This is a genomic window from Oceanobacter sp. 5_MG-2023, assembly GCF_030548165.1.
Classification (GTDB): domain Bacteria; phylum Pseudomonadota; class Gammaproteobacteria; order Pseudomonadales; family Oceanobacteraceae; genus Oceanobacter.
In genome coordinates this window covers 169,653-176,366 of the sequence record NZ_JAUORS010000004.1, presented here as the reverse complement: position 1 = coordinate 176,366, position 6,714 = coordinate 169,653, and the positions used below count along the sequence as shown (strand labels likewise).

The following is a 6,714-nucleotide window of genomic DNA, read 5'->3' as shown; positions in this document are numbered from 1 at the left end:
GGAGCCATCGAAGCCAGCACAGCCCCGATTCTGGCGCGACTCGGGCTGAAACAGCGTCAGTGGTTGGCGATGACCGAACAGTTTGAACGTTGCTTTTCCACTTTTGCAGGTCGCGAGGATAACGTGCGCCATGCCTGCTCCATTCTGGGCTATCGGAGACCTCCGGGGGTTTACCAAAGCCGCACCATGACCGGCTGATTTTATTCCCCCTCCCCCCTCTCAGACACATTCGGCCATACCGAAGGTTTGCGTTTGGCTTGAATCTTTGAACAGCAGCTGATTCTTTATAAATAACAGCCGATTAGCCATTTGGGCGGCGTGTGAGTCGCCGTAATAAGCAAAATCTGTGCTTTCTCGTCGATAATGTCCCAATGATGGCTGTCTGGATAATTAGCTTCCCAATGATGGCTGTCTGGATAATTAATTACCAGCAATGGCTGTCTGGATAATTCCGTTATGTCCCAATGGTGGCTGTCTGGATAATTGTGATGGCTGTCTGGATAATTAAGATAATTACTAAATCCGTACTTACTGCGACAGCGTTTCCTTCACCGCCATCACCTTATCGACCAGCCACTTCAGGCCCGGGTCCATGACGAAACGCGGATGCCAGGCCAGCACCATTTTAATGGTCAGGCCATCATCCAGCGGATAACTTCGGAGGCTGAACTGTTCAGCATACAGGCTGGCAATGGGTGCCGGCATTGTCGCCACCAGGTCGGTATGCACCAGCACCTGCGGCAGCGACTGGAAATCCGGCAGCTGCAGACGGATATCACGGCTAATGCCATGACTGGCAAACCATTTATCAGTCAGCAGCTGGCTGTGGCCCCACTCCGACGGATAAACATACGCCAGCTGCGCCAGAAACTGCGGCGTCAGCGGCTGATCAATCTGCTGACGGCATAACAGGCTGAGCGGATATTCGATAAAAGGCCGCGTCTGCAGCCGTGGGGATAACTGGCTGGGTGCAACAAACCCGATCACCATATCCAGCTCGCCTTCTTCCAGTTCACGTTCATAATCAGAGCCGATCAGACCTCTAACCCCGAGACTGACTCTCGGCGCGCACTGCATCAGTTCAGCCATAAAATGCGGCAGCATCAGGGTGTCGAAATACGCACCGGCGGCCACGGTAAAACGCCGTTCGCTGCTGGCAGGATCGAAGCCCGCTTCGTCATTAACCACCTGTTCCACGGTTTCCAGCGCCTGCCGGAAAGCCGGGGCTATGGCCAGCGCCCGCGGCGTCGGCTGCATACCATGGCGGCTGGCGACAAACAGCGGATCGTTCAGCTGTTCACGGCAACGCGCCAGCGCGTGCGACACCGTTGATTGCGACAGGTGCAGGCGGCGCGCAGTTTCCGACACCGAGCGGCACGCCATCAGGGTATCCAGCACACGCAGCAGATTGAGATCAAAACGCGACATATCGATTTAAGCCATAGGGTTATGCTGATAATTCATTTTAGCCATATCCATACGCAGCATACACTCCTGCTATTAAGGAGAAACTCATGTTGCGCAATTATCTGACTCTGGGGGCCATCGGCCTGATCTGGGGTTCACAGTTTGTTTTTCAGGAACGGGCACTGGACGACCTGCCACCCGTTATCGTCAGTACCGGCCGTGCACTGATAGGCGCGCTGTTTATTATTCTGCTGTGCCGTCTGCTGGGTCTGAAAGGCCGGCCGCTGCACTCCTGGAAGACCTATCATCTGGTCGGCTTCCTCGAAGCCACCCTGCCGTTTTTCTCCCTCGCCTGGGGACAGCAGTTTCTGACCACCGCCGAGACCTCCATTCTGATGGGCGCCGCGCCCTTCTTCGCCATTATGCTCAGCCCGCTGATTGTGGCTGGCGCCCGAATTCACGTCACCGGCCTGCTATCGGTACTGCTCGGCTTTGCCGGCCTGCTGGTGCTGTTCGCGCCGGATATTATGCGCGGGCTGGATATCGGTCTGGCTGGCGGGCTGGCAGTGCTGGTATCTGCCGCCAGTTTCGCCATCGCCGTGCTGATGCTGAAACGCCTGAGCCATGAACACCCGCTGCTGCTGGCACGTAATATTATCTCCGCCGCCTGCCTGCAGCTGCTGTTGCTGAGCGCCGTGGTGCTGCCATTCAGCGACCAGCCCGTGCACTGGAGCGCAGCCGCGGCCGGTTCCGTGATTTATATCGGTGCCACCGCCTCCGGCCTGGCCTACTTCCTCTACGCCGCCCTCACCCGCGCTGCCGGCCCCGTGTTTGCCTCGCTGTCGAATTATCTGGTGCCGCTGGTCGGAGTGGTGATGGCCACCGCCTTTAACCATGAAAATATCACTTTCACCACCTGGGTGGCGCTGTTCACCATTATGGCTGCCATCGGTATCAACCAGATCGGCAACCGGCCGCAGACTGAAGCGGGTAAAAGCTGAATAACACGCGCCATTCATCACCCTGCTGGCGGGCGGCGCAGAAAGCTGCGGCATTCCGCCAGAAGATACCATCGGCAGGTGCTCTTATGGATGCCCTGATACCGGACTTTCCGGTAGTTAAATTGACCTTTTATTGTGGCAAAGCGGTGGTCCACTGTGGCTCAGATTCCGGACATAACATATTCCATTCTAGGCTACCGGAGACCCCCACGGGTTTACCAAAGCCCCACCATGACCGGCTGATTTTATTCCCCCTCCCTTCTCAGACACATTCGGCCATACCGAAGGTTTGTGCTTGGCTTGAATCTTTGAACAGCAGCTGATTCTTTATAAATAACAGCCGATTAGCCATTTTGGCGGCGTATGAGTCGCCGTAATACGCAGAAGAAGATCTGTGCTTTCTCGTCGGCTATGCCCCAATGATGGCTGTCTGGGTAATTTCAATGATGGCTGTCTGGTTAATTACTCTTTAACCTAATCATTCTGAATGCATCATCGCTCTGTTCCGATATGGACAGTATTATACCAGATGGGTCTGAATCAATGCTTGGTTTCGAGCTACGCTTGCACACTTTCGCGGAGGCTGGTACTGTACTCCCCTTGTTTTATTGCGTAGGTTTGCAGATTCATGCGCAAGCATACTTTCTTGTAAAGGATGGAGCAGAAAATGGATTTTATTTATTTCACATCAACAATGTACATTACCTTTTTAAAATCAGTTTCACTTAGAAATCGTGCACACCCACCAATCAATATTTGCAAGCCTAGTCAAACTAAATATTCATCAAAAAATCATCCGAATTAAAACAAATCAAACGGATTTATTTTTTGGTATTTCAAAATATACAACACCTTCTCTCTCATAGAGATAGCAGGTGTTTTATGAAATCATTTTTCCATGATATTTAGGAAAATAATTTATAGTTAATCAAAATTGGAGTTAAGCATGAAGGCAATAAATATTTTAATTGGATCGACTGTTTTGTTATCATTATCTGGTTGTTCTGTATCACCAGTGCATGGTGCATTTAATTTTTCTAAGTGGGATGGTTCAATAAGCAACCCTTCGGTATCTTCTGTCAAAAGCGGTGAATCTTGCGCAAGAAGTGTCTTAGGTCTTATTGCTTTTGGTAATGCATCAATTGAGGCAGCAAAGAAAGCTGCAGATATATCAAAAGTTGCAACAGTAGATCATAAAACCACCAATATTCTTTACTTTTACGGAGAGTATTGCACAATCGTATATGGTGAGTAATCGGTATTTTGCCAACTTGAGTGAATTGTCACATTTTGTACTATGCGACAAGCTAGCCAAGGCCTCTGATTTTTATCAGTTCCACCCATATTTCATAAAAATCCTAAAAATTTATCGAATTATCAGAAAGAATTACAGCACTCATTTTGCCTGAGAACCTGGAATTCCCGGTTCTCAGGCAAACCTGCCCTATGTGAGTAACTTTGTAACGCGCAGAAGGTTTCTGAACCCCGCCAGAAGGTACAATCGCAGGTATTCTTATGGATATCCAGGGAATAAAACGGGATGAACATGCAGGCCGGGATGTTGATTGGTACATAGCTATGCGCCCAAGCAAACGTAAGAGGCTGGAGGTATCGCCATTGGAAGCCAGGAAACAGACTTTACAGGCAAGCATTTGGGCAAATATAGAACATCCGTTCAAGGTGATCAAACAAGTCTTTGGATATAACAAGGTTCGATATTGAGGACTACTCAAGAATACGGAGCGCTTGATGACACTGGCGGGTTTTGTGAATTTACTGAGGGTTCAGAAAGCACTGCTGGCTTGAAGCCGGTCAATAGCCCGACAATGTGGCTATCGCCCATAAAAATGGGAATACTGGGCTGTATTCGATCGTTTTAAATGACTGAATAGGCATAGATACAAGCAATCGAAGGGCTTTGCAGAACTTCCCTAATTTAACCATGGGTCAAGAGAAACATGCTATTGTAGCCCAACGCGGTGTACACGATACTAAAAATCATTAGATATGTTAGAGGCAATGGATTTACCTTCCAATGCAATATATGATTTAGATTATTGTTTTATTGGAGCTATAAAATATAACTTCCTTCAAGAAACAAACCAAGATTTATTAGATCTGAAAGCATTGTTACCAAGTTTAGTACAGTCACACAATACTACATTAAATGGAAACGGTTTGCCTCAAAAAAACAGCACCATAAGTGCAGCAGGTGCCTTTGAATTTTTAGCTAGCCAAGTAGCTGCTATACCTTTAATAGAATCTTTACATGAAAAGATGAAAGCTCAGAATATTTGGATTTGGAAAAAAGGTGCTATTGAAGCGCACATTGGTATAACTAGCAAAAATGAGATCGCTTGGGCTAAATTCAAGAATGATGTAATAGCTGACGGGTTAGCTCAAACATGTAATGATTGCCAGGGTTTATTAGACTTGGTCGAGTGGTTACGAAATGACACTTAACAAACAGTTAACAAGGACAAAAAACAGCTGCCTCTTGCCCCTTCGTCACTAATTTTAGCCAACTATTTTATTGCCTGTTAACAGGGTGCTAGGCCGATTTATCAGCAGCCTTATCCAACATGGATGCCAAGCCGTTTTACCAGCCGGAGCAAATTACTCCGGTCGACCTGAAGTACACGGGCAGCCGCCGACACGTTACCGCCCTGCTCTGTCAGTACCCGACCAATCAGCCGGGTTTGATATTGTCGGGTCAGCTCAGTCAAGGAGCCGGATAATGCCTCTGCCCCATGATCAGGGTGATCTTCCTCTGGGCCTGGTGGTTGAACCTCGATATCTCCCAGCGCCAAGGCCCGGCTATCGATATACACCAGTGCTCGACCAGGTGCTTGTGCCCGGGATTGTTGTTGTGCCCGAAGCGCAGCACGCCCCAGAACGTGTTCCAACTCCCGGACATTGCCCGGCCACTGATAACGTAACAAGGTCTCGCGTGCATCCGCTGTCAACAGCAGCTTTTGAACATTCAGGCGGTGTTGCAGACGTTCCAGGAAGAACTCTGCCAACTCCAGCACATCCCGGTGACGCTCTCGCAGAGCGGGCACCCTAAGAGGAAAAACACTTAAGCGGTGATACAGGTCTTCCCGAAAACGGCCGGCAGCCACTTCGTGCTTCAGGTTACGGTTGGTCGCAGCAACCATCCGCACATCGACCTTGTGTGTCTCATCACTGCCGACCCGCTGGATTTCACCTTCTTGCAGCACCCGGAGCAGCGTCGCTTGCAAGGTCATGGGCAATTCACCGATTTCATCAAGAAACAGTGTCCCGCCATCCGCCAATTCAAAGCGACCGGCCCGAGCCTGACTGGCCCCGGTGAATGCGCCACGGGTGTGGCCGAACAGCTCGGCCTCCGCCAAGGTCTCTGGCAAGGCGGCACAATTCAGGTAAATCAGAGGTTTGTCCGCTCGCGCCGATTGCATATGCAAGCGGCGGGCAATCAACTCTTTGCCAACCCCGGTCTCGCCTTCAATCAATACCGTCATGGAAGTAGGTGCCACAACGTCCACGTCACTGATCAGCCGCATGATCTCGGTACTGGTACCCACGACGCCGGTTGAAAGACGTTCCCGATTAAGTGCTTCGGTTACCTGTTGCCCACGGTTGATCTGCTGTCGCAGTGTTGCAATGCGTTCTGCTGCGGTAATCACCGCACGGGTCAGGGTAATTGCCAGCTCCTCGGCATGAGGAATCGTTTCATCAAACTGTCCCGGGCGAGAAGCATCCAGGGTAATGACGCCCCAGTTGCGCCCATCAACCTGAATCGACATTCCCATGCAGTCGTGCACGCGAGGATCAATGCCGGGCAAGCGCATCAGGCCGTCATATGGGTCTGGGAGCAGCGAATCCGCAGGAAACCGGATCAGCCGTTGGTGCTCAAGGATTTGTTTCAGCCTGGGGTGATGATCCGGATGAAAATGTCTTCCCCGGGTTTCTTCGCGCAGCCCCAGAAAGGCAATGGGCCGCAACACTTCGCCCGAGAGCCGCAAGAGTGCGATGGCATCACAGGGAATGGTGTGCCGGATAGCTTCCAATAAACGACGGTACCGAACATCAACTGGCAACTCACGGCTAAGGTCTTCGATGACTGAGATGTAATGTTTAAATGGCATGTTGTCAATATTACCTCGATGAGGTCATTTCAACCACACCCGCTTGATGTAAAAAAGACCCAATAGAAATTACTCCTTACATATCAATAAGTTATAAATGGCACAGTTATTGGAAAGAACCGGAGGAACATTAACTTTTACAGACAGCGCCCACCTGCCGGTGCGCCAAGAGGACAACA

General features: G+C 50.2%; 5 protein-coding genes and 1 pseudogene. 4 read left to right on the top strand and 2 right to left on the bottom strand.

The window, feature by feature from the left end; genetic code table 11:
- Positions 1 to 198, top strand: a pseudogene (locus tag Q4551_RS04715) (hypothetical protein); the annotation flags it as partial.
- A gap of 330 nt (positions 199 to 528) precedes the next feature.
- Here Q4551_RS04715 and Q4551_RS04710 read toward each other — a convergent pair.
- Complete coding sequence (locus Q4551_RS04710) at positions 529 to 1,428, bottom strand: LysR family transcriptional regulator (RefSeq protein ID WP_303432057.1); 900 nt, start codon at positions 1,426 to 1,428, stop codon at positions 529 to 531.
- Between the two features lie 86 nt (positions 1,429 to 1,514).
- On the opposite strand from Q4551_RS04710, the gene Q4551_RS04705 reads away from it, so the two are divergent.
- The 3 genes from Q4551_RS04705 to Q4551_RS04695 all read left to right on the top strand — a co-directional run bounded on the left by Q4551_RS04705 (position 1,515) and on the right by Q4551_RS04695 (position 4,871).
- Positions 1,515 to 2,408, top strand: coding sequence for a DMT family transporter (locus tag Q4551_RS04705; RefSeq protein WP_303432056.1), 894 nt, complete (start codon positions 1,515 to 1,517; stop codon positions 2,406 to 2,408).
- A gap of 946 nt (positions 2,409 to 3,354) precedes the next feature.
- Complete coding sequence (locus Q4551_RS04700; RefSeq protein ID WP_303432055.1) at positions 3,355 to 3,663, top strand: TRL-like family protein; 309 nt, start codon at positions 3,355 to 3,357, stop codon at positions 3,661 to 3,663.
- Between the two features lie 764 nt (positions 3,664 to 4,427).
- Positions 4,428 to 4,871, top strand: a complete 444-nt coding sequence (locus Q4551_RS04695) for a hypothetical protein (protein ID WP_303432054.1) — start codon at positions 4,428 to 4,430, stop codon at positions 4,869 to 4,871.
- 110 nt (positions 4,872 to 4,981) lie between these two features.
- Here Q4551_RS04695 and norR read toward each other — a convergent pair whose 3' ends face one another.
- The gene (norR, locus tag Q4551_RS04690; protein ID WP_303432053.1) at positions 4,982 to 6,535 is read right to left on the bottom strand and encodes a nitric oxide reductase transcriptional regulator NorR; all 1,554 of its coding nucleotides are present in this window, start codon (positions 6,533 to 6,535) and stop codon (positions 4,982 to 4,984) included.
- Between the last annotated feature and the right edge of the window lie 179 nt (positions 6,536 to 6,714).